Raw genomic sequence first — 20,604 nt, forward strand, 5'->3', positions numbered from 1 at the left:
ACGATAATCTCCTTAAAATTCTGCTTACACTTTAGACGAAATGCTGTAAAATATACTTAAAACCTGATAAAACTGTTCACGCCCATTATATTAGGTCATGTTTCCTGACATATTATATTCAAACTATATCCATTTCGTTTTTTTGTTACATTAGACACATTGTCTAATTTCAAAAGTGTATTTTTTACGCCGGAGCCATTAGCAGGATATATAAGCGAGGGGGAAAGCATATGGATTGGGAACTTGTATTTACTGTCCGCGACGCGCTGAGACGGCCGCTGTTCGCAGAGGCCGAGATTATCGGCGGAAAAAACGGGCTGAACCGGGCAGTGCGCTGGGTGCATGTACTGGAGAGCGCCAGCTTCGAGAGTCTGATCCATGGCGAGGAGATGATTCTGACTACAGGCATGGGTGCCAGCGCGGATACCGGCGCAGCCTTGGCCTTTATGCACAATCTGATTCACAAAAATGCGGCCTGCCTGTGCATCGAGCTCGGTGCTTACTTCAGCATAATTCCGCAGGAGATGATCGACCTTGCCGGGCGCCACGATTTTCCGCTGATCGTATTCACCCGCACAGTACGCTTCGTAGACATTACACTCGATCTGCACTCCCTCATTATCAACCGCCACCACCGGATGCTTCAGGAGCTTGAGAGCATCTCCCGTGAATTCCACCGGCTAACCCTGACCTCCCAAGGCACCCTGAAGGTGCTGCAGCTGTTATGCAAAAGCACCCGCACCCAAATCGTCTACATGCAGCTGCAGGGCAAGCCTTTGTTCTTCCCTGCACTTCCCCCGGATGAGCAGCTCCCGCTGCTGGGCTTCTTCGAATCGCTGGGAGAGGAGCTTGAGGGCGTACAGCCGGACGCCGCACCTTATACCCGTGAATTCGGACACCGGATGATTGCCTTGAAGCCGGTAGGCGCGCTCGACCAGACCTGGGCATATATCATGATGGTCAGCAATCACAAGCCGCAGGAATTTGACTGCCTGCTGCTTGATTCCGCTTCCCTTTCAATCGCCCAGGAGCTGCTGCGCACCCGGTATATGGAGGAACGCAAGCTGTTCTCTGAGAATCTGTGGGTCGATGAGCTGATCAGCGGACGCATAGAGGATGATAACCGGCTCAAAGGCCTGGTCGGGCCGGACTTCAATGTCGTGAACGAGCTGAGCTACCGGGTCTGCCTGATCGAAATCGAGAACCCGCGCGATGTCAAATGGAACAGCTCGGAGAACGACTGGGAATCCATCACCTTCCACCTTTCGCTTATCATCAGATCCCTCTTCGAGAAATACTCCCTGCGGCCGCTGATCACCCTCAAGAACAACCGCCTTACTGTAATCGCACTCGACATCCAGTCCAGACTCCCCGGCAAGCTGCGGCTGCAGCAGGCGCTTGACGCACTGCAGCATATCCGGGCCGACGAAAAGCTGAAGGACCTGCAGCTCGTCACCGGAGTCAGCAAGTCCCATAAAGGCCTGAAGCAGGCGTATGCCGGCTATCAGGAAGCCGTACAATCACTGTCCCTTTACTCTTGTTATCAGAAGCCTGTGCTGTTCTATGAGGAACTGGGCGTATTCCAGCTCCTCCTCAACCTCAATGACGGCAAAACCTTGGAGAACTTTATCCGCAGCTATCTGGGCCCCCTGATTGACCATGACCAGTCCAAGGGCAGCGAGCTTATGCTGACCCTGCGCGTATTCCTCGACCATGACGGGTCCAAGCAGATTGCCGCCCGCAATCTGTTCATTGTCAGACAATCGCTATACTACCGGCTGGACAAAATCACCGAGCTGCTGGGCGAGGACTTCATGCTGCCCGAGAACCGCATCTCCATACAGGTTGCCTTGCGTGCCTACCAGCTGCTGTATCCGGAGAAGCTTACGCTCCCCAGCCCCCGTTCAGCACAGCTGTGACCGTATCAATAATGAACTGTATATCTTCATCTGTGGAGGAAAGCGGCGGCGCCAGGGTCAGTACATTATTGAAGCCGGCTACGGTATCTCCGTTCTTGCCGATTATAAGACCTTTAGCCTTGCATTCAGCAATAATGCCTTTGACAATATCCAGATCAGCAGGCTGTTTGCTGCTCTTATCCGCAACCAGCTCAATGCCGGCTATCAGCCCGAAGCTGCGGATATCCCCGACCAGCCTGTGCCCGAGCAGACCGGACAATCCGCTGTGCAGCCTCTGGCCCAGAATAGCGGCACGCTCCACCAGCTGCTCCTGCTCCAGAACCTCAAGATTACGGAGGGCCAGTGCACAGGCCGCCGGGTTGCCGCCGAAGGTATTCACATGGCGGAAATGACCATAGCCGTCACTGTTATCCTTGAAGGCTTCATAGATATCCTTGCGTACCGCAGTTGCTGACAGCGGCAGATAAGCACTGGTCAGCCCTTTGGCCATAGTGACGATGTCCGGCTTAATTCCGAAATTCTGATGGCCGAATTTACGTCCGGAGCGCCCGAAGCCGCAGATGACCTCATCCATTATCAGCAGCACGCCATATTTGCGGCAGATCTCCTGCACCCGGTCCAGATAGCTCTGTTCCGGCACAATGACGCCGCCGCCGGTAATAACCGGCTCCATGATTACTGCAGCAACCGTCTCTGCCCCCTCCCACACAATCGTGTCCTCAATGGCCTGGGCACACTGCAGATTGAACGCCTCCACAGACATGCCTGCGGGGCGGCGGTAGCTGTCCGGCGGAGCCACATGCAGGAAGCCGGCAGCGAGCGGCTCATATTTGTATTTGCGCTGCGCCTGCCCTGTTGCCGACAGCGCTCCGAGCGAGCTGCCGTGGTAGCCGCGGTAACGGGCAATGAATTTGCTCCGGTAATGCTGCCCGGTCTGCTGGTGGTATTGGCGGACGATTTTGAAGGCTGCTTCATTCGCTTCCGAGCCGCTGTTGGAGAAGAAGATCACATAGTAGCCTTCCAGCCACTCATTCAGCTTCTCGGCAAGCGCAACCGCCGGCATATGGCTCTGGGTGAGCGGAAAATAAGGCAGGCTGAGCAGCTGATTATAGGCAGCCTCGGCCAGTTCCTTACGGCCGTATCCGACATTTACGCACCATAGCCCGGACATGCCGTCCAGATATTTATTCCCGTCTATATCAGTAACCCACGACCCGCTGGCCGAAGCCGCAATCATCGGGGGACTCTGTTCACTGTAGGGTGTAATGTTATGCCATAAATAACGCTGATCCTTCTTGAGGATCGCTTCGCTCTCTTTACCCAGGCTCTGCATGACAGGCACTCCTCTCCAAATCCTGTTTTTGATTGAACGCTAATAACGTGCAGTAATCATTTTCTTGCGTGTGTAGAACTCCACGCCGTCACGCCCGTTGGCATGCAAATCACCGTAGAAGGATTTCTTGTAGCCGGAAAAAGGGAAAAAGGCCATCGGTGCTGGCACTCCGAGATTAACCCCAAGCATTCCCGCGTCAATCTCTTCCCGGAACTCACGGACCGCCCTGGCACTGTCCGTATAGAGGCAGGCGCCGTTGGCAAACGGCGAGCGGTTCGTGATCTCTATCGCTTCTGCGAGATCCCTGACGCGCACAACGCACAGCAGCGGAGCAAAAATCTCATCCTGCCAGATGGTCATCCCCGGCTGCACATGGTCAAAGATCGTCGGCCCCAGGAAATAGCCTGCACCTGCTGCTGCGCTATCCTTCCGGCCGTCGCGTACCAGCATAGCCTGCTCACTGATGCCGGTTTCGATATAGCGGATCGTCCGCTCCTTATTCGCCTCACGGATGACCGGACCAAGGAACACGCCCTCTTCCCTGCCGTCCCCGATTTTCAGGCTGTCAGCAGCCTGAAGCAGGCGGCTGACCAGCTCATCGGCGACGGCTTCATGCACAACCACAACAGAGCAGGCCATACAGCGTTCACCTGCTGAGCCGAAGGCAGCCGCAGTAATATTCTTCACAGCATTGTCCAGGTCGGCATCCGGCAGCACAATCGAGTGATTCTTGGCACCTGCAAGCGCCTGCACACGCTTGCCATAAGCCGTCCCCTGCTTATAGACATATTCCGCCACCGGCTGTGAGCCGACAAAGGACACCGCCTTTACCTCCTCATGCATAAGCAGGCCGTTCACCACTTCATGCGCACCGTGAACCACATTCAGCACGCCCGGCGGGAACCCCGCTTCGGCGAACAGCTCCGCCAGCCGGTTAACCAGCAGCGGCGTCCGCTCCGACGGCTTCAGAACAAAGGTGTTGCCGCAGGCAACCGCCAGCGGGAACATCCAGCAGGGCACCATCATCGGAAAGTTAAACGGGGCGATGCCGCCGACCACCCCTAAGGGATAGCGGTACATTCCGGATTCAATTCCGGATGCAATGTCCGGCAGCTGGCTGCCCATCATCAGCGTAGGAGCTCCTGAGGCGAACTCCACGCATTCAATGCCGCGCTGCACCTCACCCAGCGCCTCTTCCCTGTTCTTGCCGTTCTCCAGCGTAATCAGCTCCGCCAGCTCATCCCGGTGCTGCTGCAGCAGCTGCTGGTACTGGAAGAAATAGCGGGCCCTCCGGGGGACAGCTATCCTCTTCCATGATTTATACGCTTCTGCCGCTGCCTGCACCGCAGCATCCACCTCTTCCCTGCTTGATAGCGGGACATATGCGATCACCTCGCCGGTAGCAGGATTAAACACCTCCTCTTCCTTCCCGGAGGCTGATACCGTCCATATCCCGTTCACATAGTTCCTGACCTTCTCCGCCTGCCTCAATACCAGAGACATCGCCTCTCACCTCTCCTTTGATCTTATCCCTGATGATAATAGATGACCGCCGGTAAGGCGGTCATCTGCGGGTTATTTATGAGCGGAAGCCTTACTGCGCTGCCATTTCAACAATTTCGTTCGTATAGGCTGCACTTACATCGGCAGCCTCTTTGATTACCCCGAACTTGAGGGCAATATCTGCCGTCTGCTGGAAGGCCGCAGCATCGGTATACCCCAGCCTGGCAATATCAAAGCCCTCCGGCTGAATCAGCTTGGCGACCTCAGTCATCATCGTCAGCTGATGCTCACGGGTTGTACTGCCTTCCTCAGCCAGCTTCATAACACTGTCTACGGCAGCCTCCGGATCAGCAATCGCATCCTTCCAGCCCTTCAGCGAGGCGCGGACGAACTTGGCTGCCGTCTCCTTGTTGTCCTCCAGCCATTCTGAATTGGCAAAGAGGTTGTCTTCAAGCATGGCCACCCCTTCGTTGTTCATATCGATGACATTCAGCTCCTCGGCCTTAATGCCTGACTCCAGCACAACCTGATATTCGTTGTAGGTCATGGCTGAAGCCGCATCAATTTCACCGCCGAGGAACTGGTCCATCGTAAAGCCCTGCTTCGTAAAATTCAGATCCTTATTCGAATCCAGCCCGTATTTGTCAAACAGCGCCAGCAGCTCGAACTCATTGCCGCCCATCCAGTTCCCGACCTTTTTGCCCTTCAGGTCTGCCGGGCCGTTAATACCCGCATCCTTCTTCGACACCAGCACCAGCCCGCTCTTCTGATAGATCTGCGCAATCTGCACAAGCGGCATTTCCTGCTCCTGGCTGGTCAGCAGACTTGCTACCCAGTCCACACCAATGTCTGCCGAACCCCCGGCCACCTGCTGTTCAGGTACAATATCCGGCCCGCCCGGCAAAATTTCAACATTCAGCCCCTCTTCAGCATAGTACCCCTTATCCTGCGCCAGAAAATAACCGGCAAACTGTGCCTGGGGCACCCATTTCAGTTGCAGCTTAACTGTCACCGGTTCTGCCGCCGGCGCGGCCGGCGCTCCCGCTTCCGGAGATGCAGAGGCCTCCGCCGCTCCATTTGCTCCTGCCGCCGGCGCGTTCGTATTGTTGCCGCCTCCGCAGCCTGCCAGCAGAGAGAGGATCATGATCATTGAAGCCAGCAGCAGTCCGCCGCGAAACCTACCCTTTTTCCCGTTCTTCACACGCAACTCCCCCTACCCATTTGAGTTTGTAGTACCACACAGCACAGGATGGTTACTATCTTGGTGCTTATATGCATACGGTCCGCGTGCAGATTCTCTGTCTCCCTTACGCGGATTCCGGATGTAACAGCTTGAAGGACGCTATGAACGCTGGGAAGGATGCCATTTGATAAACACCTTTTCCAGCCGTTCCACAGCCAGATAGAAGATAACACCGGCAACAGCCGCCAGCACAATACACGACCACCCCAGCGGCATCTTGGCCACCTTGATGGAATTGGAGAGCAGATAACCCAGCCCCCGCGAGGAAAAGAAAAATTCGCCGACAATAGCTCCAATCATACTTGCGGTCGCATTGATCTTGAGCGCCGTGAATACATACGGCAGGCTGTTCTTAATCCGCAAATGCCGGAATACCGCAGGCTTGCCGGCCGCATAGGAATGCATCAGATCCAGCGCCAGCGGATCTACCGCCGACATCCCCTTGTAGGCATTGATTGCCATTGCCGCCATTGTGGTTGCGGTAACGATAGCCGCCCGCGAGCCGATGCCGTCGCCGAACCACAGGTTCATAATCGGCGCCAGTGCCACAATCGGCACTGCATTAAGCGCCGCCACCAGGGTCAAGCTGCCGCCGCCCCAGCGCGGCCAGGCGGTTGCCGCCAGCGCAATCAGAAAGCCGCAGGCTGAGCCGATCAGCATACCCAGCACCGCCTCAGTCAGGGTATAGCCGGTGTAGGACAGCAGCAGGCTGTAATTCTCACGCATCGCCTCCCAGATCGCCGACGGGAGCGGGAGCTGGTATTTTTTCAGATCAAACAGTTTATGAAACATCTCAAGCTCCCACAGGAGCAGGAAGATTACACCCGCGGCCAGCGGTAAAATCACTCCGGGATTAAGCCATTTGAACAAATACCGCCGCCCTCTTTGCTTCTTAGAAGCTAAATACTCATTTTCTTTCGTTGTTATAAGAGATGAAGCCGGACTGTCTCCTCCTGCAGCAGCCAGATACGAGGGCTCCTGCACTGAACTGCTCCTCATCAGCGGTCGCCTCCCTTTGACCGGAATTCAGGCTGCCATGGCGCTATCAGCCGTTCAATGAGCGTTATCAGCCAGTAGCTGGCGATACCCAGCAGTGCACCGACCACCACTGTGGACCAGAACATGTAAGTGTGGGAGGGCCCGTAATACAGATTGCGCAGCATAATGACACCAATACCGTGCTGCGCACCCATCAGCTCGACCAGAATAGCTCCCGTTACGGCGAGCGGGGCGGCGATTTTGAGGCCGCTGAACAATCCCGGCAGCGCAGCCGGAAGCTTCAGCTTCCAATATACGGCCCAAGGCCGGGCTGCATAGGAATGCATTAGCTCCACCGCCGACAGATCGACACTGCGCAGTCCGCGCAGCATGTTCAGCGCAACCGGAAAAAAGGTGATATACCCGGAGATAATAACGCGCGACACCTGTTCATCGCGGACGATTCCGTAGATAATCGGGGCAAGGCCCAGAATCGGGATCATCTGCGAAGCAACCGCGTAGGGAAAGGCGAGCCGCTCGATCGTCCTGGACAGGCTCATCAGCACAGCCAGCAGCACGCCGGCGGCGGCACCAATCAGAAAGCCTATGCCCGCATTGCCGAAGGTTGCTCCGCCCTCCTTCAGCAGCGTTCCGCTATATTTCCATAAGGTTGCTGCCACTTCATGGACATAGGGCAGCTTCGACTGGGCCAGCGGCGTCTGCACCACATGCAGCAGCAGCCAGGAGACCGCCTCCCAGACCGCCAGCAGGCCGCAGATCCATACAAGCAGCGGCAGGTGACGGCTGCGCAGCAAGCTGTTCGCCTTCATCCCTACACCCCTTCAAAGCTGTCGCGGATCCGGGCGATCAGCTCAAAAAATTGTGGGCTGTTTCGCATCTCTGCCGTGCGCGGACGCGGCAGCGGTATATCCACAACAGCAGACAGCCTGCCCGGATGCGGCGAGAGCACGAACACTCTGTCCGATAGAAAAATCGATTCCGGTATACTATGGGTTACAAATACGATGGTGCTCTGCACCTTGGCCCAGACAGAGAGCAGCTCCTCATTCAGCCGTTCGCGGGTAAACTCATCCAGCGCCGAGAACGGCTCATCCATCAGCAGAATTTCCGGCTCCATGGAGAGGGCACGGGCAATCGCCACACGCTGCTGCATGCCTCCGCTCAGCTGCCACGGATATTTGTCAGCGAAGCCCTGCAGCCCGACAAGCTCCAGCAGCTCAAGCGCCTTTTCCTCACGGGCCGCCTTTTTGACACCCATCAGCTCCAGCGGCAGGGTGATATTGTGCTTCACCTTGCGCCAGTCGTAAAGCACCGGGCTTTGAAACACAATTCCGTATTTTTGGGCCAGCCGCGCCTCCTTGGCACTTTTTCCTGCTACAGTGACATTGCCCGCAGTCGGTGTCAGGAGGTCTGCCATAAGTCTCAGCAGTGTTGTTTTGCCGCAGCCTGACGGGCCCAGCAAAGAAACAAATTCCCCCTTGGCAATATCAAGGCTTACCTGATGCAGCGCCAGCACATCTGCCGTTTCTGTCTGATAACGCATTTCGACATCTTCCAGCTGTATTTCAGGAATCTTTGCCGCTACAAGTGACATGTCCAGCTCCCCCTTTATTCCTGAATCGGATTAGTTAGTGTTAATTAACATAACATAATATTTAATTTAGAGAAACGAATTAAGCGTCCGTGTAGGATTAACTAACATAATACACTCCACTTCCCGGACACTCACTAGACAAAAAGTAAAATAGCACCTGTGAAATTCCGTCACTTTGTCTAGGCGGCAATTTGGATTATTAAAGATTGCGGTTTGTGCCGATATAATGAAGTGGGGCATTTCACTCCTGAAGGCTGAATGTCAACCGCAGCCAACTGTGATACTATTTATGTACGTCCTTGATAATATAGGAGAAAATTCGCCGGTGTTCATTCCTTTTACTAACGGCTGCGGCCCGCTGTAGCAGAACCGGCAATTGACGCCTACCCTGTGAGGAGGCCTGCAGCATGGGATCTTTAATATCAAATTATATTATTTTTGTTTCTATATCCGGAGTGCTGAATGCACTCCTTGCATTGTTCGCTTACTATAAGAAGACCGATTTTGCCGGGATCCGAGCTTTTATATGCAGCTCTTTTTTCTCTGCCGTTTATACCTTCGGCTTTGCCCTTGAGCTGTCGGGTAACTCCATGCAGGAAATCGGATTCTGGATCAAGGTCGAATATCTGGGAATGCCTTTTATTGCCCCCTGCAGTCTTCTCATGATTATGCATTTCGTGGGACTGGAGCGCCTGATTAACAAAAAGCTGCTGATTCCGCTCTTCGCCGTCCCCATCATTTCCGTCCTGCTGGTATGGACCAACGAGTATCATCATCTGTTCTACAAATCGATGATCTTCCGGGAGGATGCGCCTTCTCCTCTGATTGATATCGTGATGGGCCCCTGGTATATCGTGCAGGGCAGCGTAACCTTCGGCTCTATGCTTGCCGGAATGCTCCTGATCCTCTGGCAGTGGAACCGGATGAAGCGGGTATACCGGCGGCAGATGATCACCATCTTCATCGGGCAGTTTCTGCCGGCCCTCGGCGCATTCCTCTATTTAATAGACAAGACCCCTTACGGCATGGACCCTGTACCGGTCATTATGAGCGTGACCTCAACCCTGTATTTCTGGGCTATTCTGTCCAGAGGGATGCTGACCGCCGCCCCCATTGCCCGTGAAAACTTATTCGAGAGCATGCGTGACGGGGTGCTCGTTACCGACCGCTTTGATCTGCTGATTGACTATAACCGGGCTGCCACAGGGATGATGGAGGGCCTGGACTCTTCTGCAATCGGGCGTTCTCTGGCCCAGCTGTTTCTTCCTGCCGGCAAGGATGCCGTAGATTACGTGATGAATGCCGACCCGCTGCTGAGCGAGGAACGGGAGCTGGCCTGGAATATAGGCGGAACCAACTGCTATTATCAGGTCCGCTCGTCTCCGGTGCTCAAGAAGGACGGCCAGCCTGCCGGGCGGATGATCGTATTGATTGACGTAACCGAACGGACCCTGCTTCAGGAGAAGCTCCAGCAGCTTGCCACAATCGACAGCCTTACCAATATCTATAACCGGACTCATTTCATGGAGCTAAGCCGCGGGCTGCTGACACAGGCGCTGGACAGGACAAGTCCCCTTTCCATTATTCTGCTGGATATCGACTTTTTCAAAAGCATCAATGACCGTTACGGCCACCAGTACGGCGACATGGCACTCCAGCATGTTGTAGGCGTATGTGCCCGGCATATCCGTGAAGGGGATGTATTCGGACGGTACGGGGGAGAAGAATTTGTAATGTGCCTGCCGGATACTCCGCTGAAGCAGGCTGCCCTGCTGTCCGAGCAGATCCGCAGTGATGTGGAGCGCAGCCCGATGTACACAGTATCAGGCCAGATTAATGTAACAGCCAGCTTCGGCGTAGTGGAGGCTTGTCCGCCGGCCCTGTCTCTGGAGGAGCTGCTCTCTGAAGCCGATCATGCCCTGTACACCTCCAAGCGTGCCGGACGCAACGCTGTGCACCTGTCCAGCGGAGCGGCAATTACACATTTCAGACCCTGACAGAAGCAGGCCCGCAGGCATGACGCAGGACAGCCCCGTTCCACTTGGAACGGGGCTGTCCTGCGTCAAATCTGTGTTCCATTCAACGCTTCCTCCTGTGTAACAATATTCAAGCTGAATCCGGGCCAGCCCGCGGAGTATATCCCTGCAATCTTTTGGCGATAACAGCACCCATAGCGATATACCGGATACCGGCATTATGCCGCCCCATTTGCCTTCATGCTGCCTCATTTACAGTCATTAATCAGCCCGCTTGTTTGCAGCAGGACAATTTCAGTTTAATAAGAACTAGCTAATCTCCTCACTCCTGTAACAAGACCACTGCAAGGAGGACCATGCGATGATCAAGATCGGGCTAACCGGCTTCGGTGACCACGATGAGCTGTACGGCAAAATCAAGCCCGCAGAACGCCTTCCTGCCTACAGCGCCCATTTTCCCATCGTGGAAATCGACAGCTCCTTTTATGCGGTACAGCCGGTCCGGAATTATGTGAAGTGGGCCTCACAGACTCCGGATGACTTCCAGTTTATCGTAAAAGCCTACCAGGGAATGACCGGGCATCTGCGCGGTAAAAAGAACTACTATGATTCCACCGGTGAGATGTACGAAGCGTTTCATCATTCCATCGCTCCTGTGCGGGAGGCCGGCAAGCTGGCTATGGCCCTGTTCCAGTTCCCGCCCTGGTTTGACTGCACCAAGGAAAATGTAGATTTCCTGCGCGAGGTCAAAGAGCGAATGCTGGATGTTCCGTCAGCGGTGGAATTCCGCAATGAGTCCTGGTACAGCCCGGAAATGCGCGACAGAACACTAGGCTTTCTGGAACGTGAAGGCTGGATTCATACCGTAGCCGATGAGCCGCAGGCGGGCTCAGGCTCCATCCCCATCGTGCCTGCGGCAACCCATCCCGATATCACGTATATCCGGCTGCACGGCCGCAATGTCCAGGGCTGGAACCAGAGCAGCCACCCCGACTGGCGCAAGCTGCGCTACCTGTACCGCTATAGCACAGAAGAATTGACGGAATGGCGGGACCGCCTGCTGGAGCTGGAAAAAAGCTGCCGCGAGCTGTACGTGGTCTTCAACAATAACTCCGCAGGTGACGCTACCCCCAATGCCAAAGAGCTGCAGTCGCTGCTCGGCATTGACGGCGGCCTGGCCCCGCTTCAGCTGGACCTGTTTAACTGAATACCGGTCTACATATATAGGAGGTTATAGAGATGAAGAGAAACCATACGATGATGCAGTTTTTTGAGTGGCATGTGGAAGCGGACGGGCAGCACTGGAAGCGGCTGGCTGAGATGGCCCCGGATCTCAAGGCGGCCTATATTGATTCGGTCTGGGTTCCGCCTGTAACTAAAGCCGTCTCCGGCGAGGATACCGGATACGGCGTATACGATCTCTATGATCTGGGCGAGTTTGACCAGAAGGGCACGATCCGGACCAAATACGGCACAAAGCAGGAGCTGGTCGAGGCGATCGCCGAGTGTCTGAAGAACGGCATCGCGGTCTATGTGGATCTCGTCATGAATCATAAAGCCGGTGCAGATGAGACAGAGGTGTTCGAGGTCATTGAGGTGGACCCGAATGACCGCAACAAGGATATCTCTGAGCCCTTTGAGATTGAGGGCTGGACCAAGTTCACCTTCCCGGGACGCGGCGAGGAGTATTCCGCCTTCAAATGGGATCACACCCATTTTAACGGCACCGACTTTGACGCCAAAGAAGGCCGGACCGGCGTATTCCGGATCAACGGCCAGAACAGGGCCTGGAACCAGAATGTGGACGATGAATTCGGAAATTACGATTACCTGATGTTCGCCAACATTGACTACCTCCATGAGGATGTTAAACAGGAGATGCTGAACTGGGGGAAATGGCTGGTTGATACCCTGCAGTGCAGCGGTTACCGGCTGGATGCCATTAAGCATATCAACCATGAATTTATTAAAGAGTTCGCCCAGGAAATGAAAAGAAAGCGCGGCGAGGACTTCTATATCGTCGGCGAGTTCTGGAATTCAAATCTTGAAGCCTGCCGCGAATTCCTCAATACAGTTGATTACCAGATCGATCTGTTCGATGTATCTCTGCATTACAAGCTCTATTCCGCTTCACTGGCGGGCCGGGATTTTGATCTGACGAAAATTTTTGAGGATACGCTGGTCCAGACCCATCCGCTGAATGCCGTAACATTCGTGGACAACCACGATTCACAGCCTCATGAGGCGCTGGAATCCTGGGTTGGCGACTGGTTCAAGCAAAGCGCGTACGCGCTCATTCTGCTCCGCCGTGACGGTTACCCTGTTGTCTTCTATGGCGATTACTATGGAATTGGCGGCCCGACTCCGGTTGATCCGAAGAAGGCTGCCATTGATCCGCTGCTCTATACCCGGTATCACAAAGCCTACGGCGATCAGGATGATTATTTCGATCATCCCAACACCATCGGCTGGGTGCGCCGGGGTGTGGAGGAGCTGCCCGGCTCCGGCTGTGCAGTAGTGATCTCAAACGGCGATAACGGTGAGAAACGGATGTTCCTGGGTGAGGAACGGGCCGGGGAGGTCTGGGAGGATGTCACCCGTAACCGCGAGGAGACTATAACCATCGGTGAGGACGGCTGGGCCGTATTTCCGGTAAACGGCGGCAGTGTATCCGTCTGGGCGCTGCCGGACCAGGAGGATGCGGAGCAGGAGCAGAGCGCTGACAGCGCAGAAAAGCATTAATAACGAAACAGAAGCGGCCGCCGTCCTGATCGGGACGGCGGCCGCTTCTATTTGTGATCCGGTAAGCCCTGCGGGCTCAAAGCTCCACTTAGCGGCTGACCGTCGGATGGTCGCCCTCAGCCCAGCCTTCGCTGCCGCTGTTCAGGATCCGCTCGATCGGATACACCTGACGTACAGCTGTTACAACGCCTGCACAGAGGACCGCTTTGACCAGATCGCCCGGAATAAACGGCCACATTCCTGCAGTCAGCGCCTTGGAGAAGGAATCCATTCCTGTAGAATGCGCCAGCCACCATACACCGCCGGGATAGACCAGCAGTGCGCCAAATGCAATGTTGGCAATTGCCAGCTTGGGAAACGTATATTTATTCTGCTTCATACGCTGGGAGCACAGGCCAATCAGGAAGGCGGCAACCGGCCAGGAGAAAATATAGCCCGCCGTCGGCCCCACCAGTACGGCTACTCCACCGCTGCCGCCCATAACCGGGAATCCGGCTGCACAAAGGCCGATAACAATAAGCACAGCCAGCGTTCCGTAGCGCGCTCCAAGCACCGCACCCGCCAGCATCACTGCCAGTGTCTGCAGCGTAATCGGCACAGCCGAAATCGGCAGATAGATTTTGAGGAAACTGAGTGCAATCATGACTCCGGCAAATAATGCGCTGAAGATCAGGCCGCGGGTCGTCCATTTTTTCATTGGCGGTAGGTCCTCCCACTTTTTTTAGAAGTAATGAATGTATAGGTTTTCGGGGGTCCCTGCAAAGGTCCTGACACAGCAGCCATAAGAGGCCCCGCTTTGTGGGGTTATTTTAACATCCCGGTCTGTATACATCAATGTTTATATTTTTGCTATAATCAAGAGCAATTGCAGACTAACGGTGTCAAGGAAGCAGGTATAACGATGATTACAGCGCAAAATATAACCTTCTCATACCGGGACGGCCAGCGCAGGCTTCCGGTACTGCAGGGAATTTCCATACATATCGCCCGCGGCGAATGGGTCGCTCTGACCGGAGCGAACGGCTGCGGCAAGTCCTCTCTGGTGCGGATGTTCAACGGCCTCAATATACCGTCCGCCGGCAGCCTGCACGCAGCCGGTCTTGATCTCCGGTCTGCGGCGAACCGCACAGCCGTGAAGCAGCATATCCAGCTTGTATTCCAGAATCCCGAATCCCAGAACATCGGCTCCACCCCCTATGAGGATGTTGCCTTCGGGCTGGAGAACCGCGGGCTGGCCCGGGATGAGATGGATGCCCAGATCCGCCGCGTGCTGCAGCAGGTGGGCCTTGCCCATAAGACAGGCCATGATGTCGTCACCCTCTCCGGGGGAGAAAGGCAGCGGCTTGCTGTGGCCTGCTGTCTGGCCCTGCAGGCGGATATGATTATCTTTGATGAGGCAACGTCTATGCTGGACCCTGCCGGAAGGATTCATATTCTGGAGCTGGCCCGGGAGCTGTGGCAGCAGGGGACAACGGTGCTGTGGGTTACCCAGCGGCCGGAGGAGCTCGCGGAGAGCCCAAGGGTCGCCGTGATGGAGGAGGGGATACTGCGCTTTGACGGGGATCCCCGCACCCTGTTCTACAGCTCCGGACTCCCGGAGCTGCTGGGCTGGGAGCCGCCGCCGGCTGTCCGCATCGGCCGGCTGCTGCAGTCACGCGGCTGGCCGCTCAGCTTGCTGCCGCTTAACGAGCAGGAACTGGAGGCTGTGCTATGAACATAACAGCCGAAAAGGTCTCATTCCTGTATGATGCCGCCGCAGCTCTGCAGGATGTTAACCTGGAGATTCGAAGCGGCACACTGACTGTCCTGTGCGGTGTCACCGGCAGCGGCAAGTCGACACTGCTGCGGCTGCTGGCCGGGCTGGCCGAGCCTTCTGCAGGCAGCATTGTTTACAGCGGGGCTTCAGATGCTGCTGCCAGCACAGCTATAGTCTTCCAGCAGCCTGAAACCCAGCTATTCTCCGGCAGTGTACATAAAGAAATAGAATACGGTCTGGAGCAGCACGGCGTCCCGAAGGCAGAGCGGGCACAGCGTGTCCGCAGTGCCCTGTCCAGAGTCGGCCTGCCCTATGAGGTGTACGCCGGGCGGTCGCCCTTTCTGCTCAGCGGCGGGGAGAAGCGGCGGCTGTGCATCGCCGCCGCCCTTGCCCTGCAGCCGGAGCTGCTGATTCTTGACGAGCCGACTGCCGGACTTGATCCAGCAGCAGCACAATCGCTGCTGCAGCTGATTCAGCAGCTGCGGGACGGAGGCATCACCCTGATTATCGGCACGCATGAGCTGGATAGCCTGCTGCCGCTGGCTGACCAGGCCGTCGTAATGCACCGCGGGTACGTCTGCTATAAGGGACCCGCAGCGCCGCTTGCGGCAGATCACCGGCTGCTCCGGTCGGCCGGGCTGGAACCGCCTGCCTATTCGCGCATCGGGGAACGGCTCCGCCGGCAGGGGCTGCTGGCAGAGCAGCCGGACAGCCTGGATGCGCTGCTGGCAGAGCTGGAGCAGCTGCCGCTGGCCGCTCCCGGCGGAGACAGCATTCCGCCCGTTCCGTCTTCACGAGCCGCTGCCGGCAGCTTGATCCCGCTTCCTGACGCAGCCGCCGCCGGGACTGCCCGGCCTGGCAGCCGGACCATTCCCCGCCGCCAATTATACTGGCAGGAGCTTGACCCCCGGGTTAAGTGGCTGGGGATGCTGCTCGGCTCGCTGGTCGTGCTGGGCATGGACAGCCCGCTTCCGCTGCTGCTGGCCTCCGTCCTGGCCGCCGGGCTGATTGGCTCAGCGGCGGTTCCCTGGAGCCGGACGCTGCGGTTCTTCCGCCCTTTTCTGCTGATGTTCCTCTTCCTGTGGCTGCTGTCCGCCCTGGACTGGACCTCCCCGGACCTCACGCTTGGACCGGTCGGCTTCAGCACTGAGGGAATAGTACGCGGCGGGCAGAGCGTGCTGCGCTTTCTGCTGCTGATTGCCCTCGGCTTTCTGTTCACCGAGACCACCTCCGGCGCACCGCTGCGTGAAGCGCTGGAGTGGGCATTTACTCCGCTAAAGCGGCTTGGCATCCGTACCCGCGGCTGGTCGCTGGCTGCATCGGTCACGCTGCAGTTCGTGCCTTGGATTCTCGGCAGGCTCAGCCAGCTGCAGCTGGCGCTGAAGTCGCGCGGCAAGCCGCAGCGCGGCCTTACACGCTGGACCCCGCGGCAGATCAGCATGCTGATTGTGCCGCTTCTCATCCTGGTCATCGGTATGGGGGATGAGCTGGCTACCGCTGTTGATTCGCGCGGCTACGATCCGAAAAAAGCCAGGACACCCTCGTATCCGCTGAGCTGGCGTTCTGCGGATACGAGGGCGCTGGCTTATGTTGTTCTAGTGGCGGCCGGGCTGTGGTGGCTCTCCCGGGTCAGCTGAGCTTGTAGCTCAGCATATATTCCGTATGCTGGTCGATGGCACCCAGCTGCGGATCGCATACTGTCCATGCACCCGCTATGCCAAGCTCGCGGCAGGCCAGCTCGAAATTGCAGGCGGCAATGCCGATATCAATCCGCTGCATTTCAAACCCCAGCTTGTTCCCGCTGTAATTGGGCGTATGCTGCAAGTAGAAATGAGCCTGCTGCCGGTCTCCGGACAGCACAATCCGCCACGGCTGCTTATTGGAGGCCGAAGGGCCTAGCCGGACCATCTCCAGCGCAGCGGCCAGCCTGCCGGCGGCTTCCGGGGCCAGCGGGCTTCCGAAGCCGGCATCATGATATAAATCCCGCCACGGCTTTTTCTGGTCGGCTTTGACCACGTAACGCATAGTCGCATCCAGCAGCCTCTGCTTCTCCCGCGGGTAGCCGAGCGGTGTAATGCAGGGAATAATCTCCCCCGGCTGGAGCGCCAGCTCGCGTGCGAATGACTTGCGGTTAAACGTCCCGCCGATCCAGCACGTCCCGAGGCCAAGCCCTGTAGCATACAGAATCAGCTTATGAAAAATATAACCGAACTCCAGCAGCGCCGTCTGGTCATTGCGGACCACTCCCGCCAGATAGGCCTGCGGATTCTGGATGACGCCATAGGCACCAAGCTTGACGGCCTTCCCGTCATCGCCTCCCCCCTTCGCCCACACCCATTCAATGCCGCAGGTCCCGCCGAAGGGTCCGCGCCTGTTATCCTCCTGCTGCAGATATTCCATAACAGAAGCATGCACATCCGCCCCGATCGGAGTTGTCTCATAGGTGCGAACCGACCTGCGTTTCTCAATAATATCCATAACCGCCATGTCCATAGACTCAGCCCCTTTTTGCCGTATCGTCCTGTTAAGTTAATGCTTGGAAGTTAAATGGAGCACCGGACCCAGTCCGGCTCGTTGTGGCACTTGCTAAATCCTTGCAGATCGTAACTTTTTTCACAGCATAATTTTAACATTTGCAAAGGATACTGCATAGCTTCCCTTTGGAGAGGGTAAGGTTCAGGTCATTTATCCTCAGAGTTATGCACAACTTATCCACATCTGAGGACAAAATTGTATTTTACTGTTAACAAAAAACATTACACAAAAAAAAAGGACCTCCCTCACGGCAAAGGATGTCCTCTTTTCTGAAATAGCTTAATGTGGTGCAGGTGCCTGCTCAGACCCGAATATCGAATCTGCCTGCACTGTCGGTTGTAGCTGCGGCAATCTGTGCTGCGCTGGCAGCCTTCAGCAGATTGGTGTCTGAGGGCTTGTCAGCAGGTAAGCTTCCGGCAGCCGCAGAAGAACTGCTGCTTTTGGACTTCTGGGCGATCTGGGCTTCAATCTGCTTAATCTGCTGCTCAAGCTGCTTCGTTTTGGTTTCTTTCGTCTTCTCGTCGTCCCTGCCGGCTTCGACCTTGTCGAGGTCAGCCTCCAGCTTCGCCTTTTGCTTCTCGAGAGCACTGGTATCAGTAGCGCCGGAGGTGGTGTAGGAAGCGGAAGCTGTGGATGCTGCGGATGAAATATTCATGCCTGTCCCCCTTTCACCTTTCACTATATACCCCCTGCCAAAATGTAAGCTTAAAGCGGGCTGAAAGTTTGCTGAAAATGAGGGGAGGCTGAGCGGGCGGCTACGCCCTTCTCTCTATATCCGGAGCCGCAGCCGGCCGGGATTTACGGTTAATCAGCATGACACCCAGCAGAATGATCACAAGTCCTGCCAGTGTGTTCACATAAATAGGCTCCTTCAGAAAAATGGCGCCCCACATCAGCCCGAACACCGGCACCAGAAAGGTAACGCTGACCGTCTTTACCGCACCCACACTCTGGATCAGGTAAAAATACAGCAGGTAGGCAACAGCCGTACAGACGAGGGAAAGGCCGAGGACGGAGTAGACGGCAGCAGCGGACGGCAGCTGCCGCGGGGCAAAGATGACCGCCAGCGGAAGCAGCACGATCGCGGCCCCAAGCTGCTGGCCGGCAGCCAGCGTCAGCGGTGCCAGTCCGCGTCCGACACGCGCGGCGTACAAGCCGCCGAAGCCGTAGGCCAGCGCAGCGCCGAGCGAATAGAGCACGGATAGCAGCGTTTTGCCGGCAAGCGGCACCGGACTCCAGCCGACCAGCACGGCTACGCCGGCAAGGCCGATAATCAGCCCGGCCGTTTTGGACAGACCGGGCTTCTCATTCTTGATGCCCCAGGCGGCAAGCGCTGCAAACATCGGGGTAGTGGCATTAAGAATCGCTGCCAGTGAAGCATTCAGCTCCAGCTCGGCCATGCAGATCAGCGTGAACGGCAGTGCGGCGTTCAGGGCGCCGAGCAGCAGGAAGGGCTTCCAGTGCCGGAGCAGCCCCAGCTGCCGGCCGGTTATCCTGGCATACAGCAGCAGAGCCGCTGCAGCCAGCGCTACACGGAGCTCGGTCGTAAACACCGGTCCAAGCTCAGGCGAGGCAATCCGCATAAACAGAAACGATGCGCCCCAGGCAAAGGCCAGCAGCAGCAGTACGGTAAAATCCTTACGGCTCATCGCCGCCCTCCCCTGCCGCCTCTGCAGAGCAGAAGATACGACAGGACCGACAAAAGGCCGGCCGAGGCGATGACAACAGCCATCGGCACCGCCGTCCCTTCACCGCCGAGGCCGACCAGTGGAGCGACACAGCCGCCCATCAGCAGCGGAAGCAGTCCAAGCAGCGCCGATGCACTGCCGGCCGTCTCCGCCTGATCCTGCATAGCCAGCGAGAAGGTCGTTGTGCTGATCATCCCGACGCTGGAGACAACAGCCAGCAGGCAGATAAGAATCGGCCATAGACCCGCACCGGCAAGAACTGCAATCAGCAGCAGAGCCCCGCCCAGCGCACAGAGCAGCAGGCCGCTGGCCAGCAGCTTACGCTCACCGTATTTCCCGGATAATCTGCCGGCAATCTGACCGGTAACAATAATGCCGAGGCCGTTCACGGCAAAGATCAGGCTGTACATCTGCGGTGATACTCCGAACATATTCTGCAGCACAAAGGAAGACCCGGAAATATAGGCGAACATCGCCGCCATTACAAAGCTCTGGGACAGCGCATAGCCCATAAACCGTCCGTTGCGGAGCAAGCTGCGGAAGGTCAGAAGCGTGCCCTTCAGGCCGCTTTTTACACGGCGTTCCTTAGGCAGTGTCTCCGGGAGGCGCAGCACAATCATTGCACAAAAAAGCAGCCCCGCTGCAAACAGCACCACGAACACGCCCTGCCAGGTCGTTACTCTCAGCAGCTGCCCGCCGATAATCGGCGCAAGAATCGGCCCAAGCCCGTTCACAATCATCAGGAGTGAAAAGAATTTGGTTAATTCCGAGCCGCTGTACAGGTCACGGACCGCAGCCCGGGAGATAACCACGCCCACCGAGCCGGCCAGCCCCTGGATAAAACGCAGCACAATCAGCATGCCGATGGACGGGCTGAAGGCGCACAGCAGGGAGGCTATGGTATAAATCAGCATGCCGATCAGCAGCGGACCCCGGCGTCCGTGCACATCGCTAAGCGGTCCGGCTACCAGCTGCCCTGAGGCCAGCCCCAGCAGAAAGAAGGTCAGACTAAGCTGCACCAGCGCTGCACTGGTTTCGAAATGCCGGGCCAGCTCCGGCAGCGCCGGCAGATACATGTCGATTGACAACGGGCCGATTGTAGCAATCGCACCCAGAATAACAGCCAGCTGCAGCCGCTGGCTGCGGGAGGGGCCTTCTGCCGCAAGCATGCGGCCATCCATTTTTTCTCTAATCATGTTACAGTGACGCCAACCTTTCTGCAGCAGCCTTTACGGCCTGTTTTTAGTAATCTTCATACTAACTGATGAGAGCCGGAGTGTTCAATGCTATTTTCCGGGAAGCGCACGAGCCGAACC

17 protein-coding genes are annotated in these 20,604 nt (G+C 56.6%); 6 read left to right on the forward strand and 11 right to left on the reverse strand.

The window, feature by feature from the left end:
* The first annotated feature begins 230 nt into the window (after positions 1-230).
* Complete coding sequence (locus R70723_RS29965) at positions 231-1,919, forward strand: PucR family transcriptional regulator (RefSeq protein ID WP_039877745.1); 1,689 nt, start codon at positions 231-233, stop codon at positions 1,917-1,919.
* Here R70723_RS29965 and R70723_RS29970 read toward each other — a convergent pair.
* The 6 genes from R70723_RS29970 to R70723_RS29995 form a co-directional block, all read right to left on the reverse strand.
* Positions 1,885-3,252 (reverse strand): aspartate aminotransferase family protein, encoded by a 1,368-nt coding sequence (locus R70723_RS29970; protein WP_039877747.1) that lies wholly within the window; start codon positions 3,250-3,252, stop codon positions 1,885-1,887. The genes R70723_RS29965 and R70723_RS29970 overlap by 35 nt on opposite strands.
* A 39-nt stretch (positions 3,253-3,291) precedes the next feature.
* Positions 3,292-4,755 carry a CoA-acylating methylmalonate-semialdehyde dehydrogenase gene (locus R70723_RS29975; RefSeq protein ID WP_039877748.1) on the reverse strand — a complete coding sequence of 488 codons (1,464 nt, stop codon included), beginning with the start codon at positions 4,753-4,755 and terminating at the stop codon, positions 3,292-3,294.
* Positions 4,756-4,846: 91 nt separating this feature from the next.
* Positions 4,847-5,956: an ABC transporter substrate-binding protein gene (locus R70723_RS29980; protein WP_039877750.1), complete on the reverse strand. Its 1,110-nt coding sequence runs from the start codon at positions 5,954-5,956 to the stop codon at positions 4,847-4,849.
* 141 nt (positions 5,957-6,097) lie between these two features.
* A complete protein-coding gene (locus R70723_RS29985; protein ID WP_052421520.1) occupies positions 6,098-6,997 on the reverse strand; it encodes an ABC transporter permease in 900 nt (299 codons plus the stop codon).
* Complete coding sequence (locus R70723_RS29990) at positions 6,997-7,806, reverse strand: ABC transporter permease (RefSeq protein WP_039877751.1); 810 nt, start codon at positions 7,804-7,806, stop codon at positions 6,997-6,999. Before R70723_RS29990 ends, R70723_RS29985 begins: the two co-directional genes overlap by 1 nt.
* A gap of 2 nt (positions 7,807-7,808) precedes the next feature.
* Positions 7,809-8,591: an ABC transporter ATP-binding protein gene (locus R70723_RS29995; RefSeq protein ID WP_039877753.1), complete on the reverse strand. Its 783-nt coding sequence runs from the start codon at positions 8,589-8,591 to the stop codon at positions 7,809-7,811.
* Positions 8,592-8,998: 407 nt separating this feature from the next.
* On the opposite strand from R70723_RS29995, the gene R70723_RS30000 reads away from it, so the two are divergent.
* The 3 genes from R70723_RS30000 to R70723_RS30010 all read left to right on the forward strand — a co-directional run bounded on the left by R70723_RS30000 (position 8,999) and on the right by R70723_RS30010 (position 13,309).
* On the forward strand, positions 8,999-10,588 hold the full coding sequence (locus R70723_RS30000) for a histidine kinase N-terminal 7TM domain-containing diguanylate cyclase (RefSeq protein WP_039877756.1): 1,590 nt from the start codon (positions 8,999-9,001) through the stop codon (positions 10,586-10,588).
* A gap of 340 nt (positions 10,589-10,928) precedes the next feature.
* Positions 10,929-11,774: a DUF72 domain-containing protein gene (locus R70723_RS30005; protein ID WP_039877758.1), complete on the forward strand. Its 846-nt coding sequence runs from the start codon at positions 10,929-10,931 to the stop codon at positions 11,772-11,774.
* Between the two features lie 32 nt (positions 11,775-11,806).
* Complete coding sequence (locus tag R70723_RS30010; protein WP_039877762.1) at positions 11,807-13,309, forward strand: alpha-amylase; 1,503 nt, start codon at positions 11,807-11,809, stop codon at positions 13,307-13,309.
* 88 nt (positions 13,310-13,397) lie between these two features.
* Here R70723_RS30010 and R70723_RS30015 read toward each other — a convergent pair whose 3' ends face one another.
* The gene (locus R70723_RS30015; protein WP_039877764.1) at positions 13,398-14,006 is read right to left on the reverse strand and encodes a biotin transporter BioY; all 609 of its coding nucleotides are present in this window, start codon (positions 14,004-14,006) and stop codon (positions 13,398-13,400) included.
* Between the two features lie 204 nt (positions 14,007-14,210).
* On the opposite strand from R70723_RS30015, the gene R70723_RS30020 reads away from it, so the two are divergent.
* Positions 14,211-15,023 carry an ATP-binding cassette domain-containing protein gene (locus R70723_RS30020; RefSeq protein ID WP_039877768.1) on the forward strand — a complete coding sequence of 271 codons (813 nt, stop codon included), beginning with the start codon at positions 14,211-14,213 and terminating at the stop codon, positions 15,021-15,023.
* Positions 15,020-16,702 (forward strand): ATP-binding cassette domain-containing protein, encoded by a 1,683-nt coding sequence (locus tag R70723_RS32465; RefSeq protein WP_052421521.1) that lies wholly within the window; start codon positions 15,020-15,022, stop codon positions 16,700-16,702. The genes R70723_RS30020 and R70723_RS32465 overlap by 4 nt, the downstream gene beginning before the upstream one ends.
* Here R70723_RS32465 and R70723_RS30030 read toward each other — a convergent pair.
* The 4 genes from R70723_RS30030 to R70723_RS30045 form a co-directional block, all read right to left on the reverse strand.
* A complete protein-coding gene (locus R70723_RS30030; RefSeq protein ID WP_039877772.1) occupies positions 16,695-17,558 on the reverse strand; it encodes a nitroreductase family protein in 864 nt (287 codons plus the stop codon). The two genes, R70723_RS32465 and R70723_RS30030, sit on opposite strands and share 8 nt — an antisense overlap.
* Positions 17,559-17,901: 343 nt before the next feature.
* Positions 17,902-18,255, reverse strand: a complete 354-nt coding sequence (locus R70723_RS30035; protein WP_039877774.1) for a FlxA-like family protein — start codon at positions 18,253-18,255, stop codon at positions 17,902-17,904.
* A 100-nt stretch (positions 18,256-18,355) separates the two neighbouring features.
* Positions 18,356-19,249, reverse strand: a complete 894-nt coding sequence (locus R70723_RS30040) for a DMT family transporter (protein ID WP_047171272.1) — start codon at positions 19,247-19,249, stop codon at positions 18,356-18,358.
* Positions 19,246-20,484: a Bcr/CflA family multidrug efflux MFS transporter gene (locus R70723_RS30045; protein ID WP_231574798.1), complete on the reverse strand. Its 1,239-nt coding sequence runs from the start codon at positions 20,482-20,484 to the stop codon at positions 19,246-19,248. The genes R70723_RS30040 and R70723_RS30045 overlap by 4 nt, the downstream gene beginning before the upstream one ends.
* Positions 20,485-20,604: the final 120 nt, after the last annotated feature.

Source organism: Paenibacillus sp. FSL R7-0273, from assembly GCF_000758625.1.
Lineage (GTDB): Bacteria > Bacillota > Bacilli > Paenibacillales > Paenibacillaceae > Paenibacillus_AQ.